At 62.5% G+C, this 224-nt stretch carries 1 protein-coding gene; it reads right to left on the reverse strand.

Going from position 1 to position 224, the window contains the following annotated elements:
- Positions 1–224 (reverse strand): hypothetical protein (locus tag IRZ56_RS23015; protein ID WP_196147037.1); only part of this gene is annotated, 224 nt, incomplete at both ends.

The following is a 224-nucleotide window of genomic DNA, read 5'->3' on the forward strand; positions in this document are numbered from 1 at the left end:
TCGGTCGGGCCGCCATTGAGACAAGCCCCTAGCATGCGGATGAAGGCCTCCGTCGAGCGCCATTCATTCACGGTGTAGTCGTGCTTGGCGATCTGCTTGAAGGCGGGGCAGGCGTAGTGCTCGGCATACACCTCGCCGAGTTGATCTATCAGGGCCTGCCAATGCTGGAGTTCGCTTCGATAGGCGGAGTCGAAGGCCGCCCGGGCGGGCTCGTCGTAACGTTC

The organism is Pseudomonas guariconensis (genome assembly GCF_015680235.1).
In the GTDB taxonomy this organism is placed as follows: Bacteria; Pseudomonadota; Gammaproteobacteria; order Pseudomonadales; family Pseudomonadaceae; genus Aquipseudomonas; species Aquipseudomonas guariconensis_A.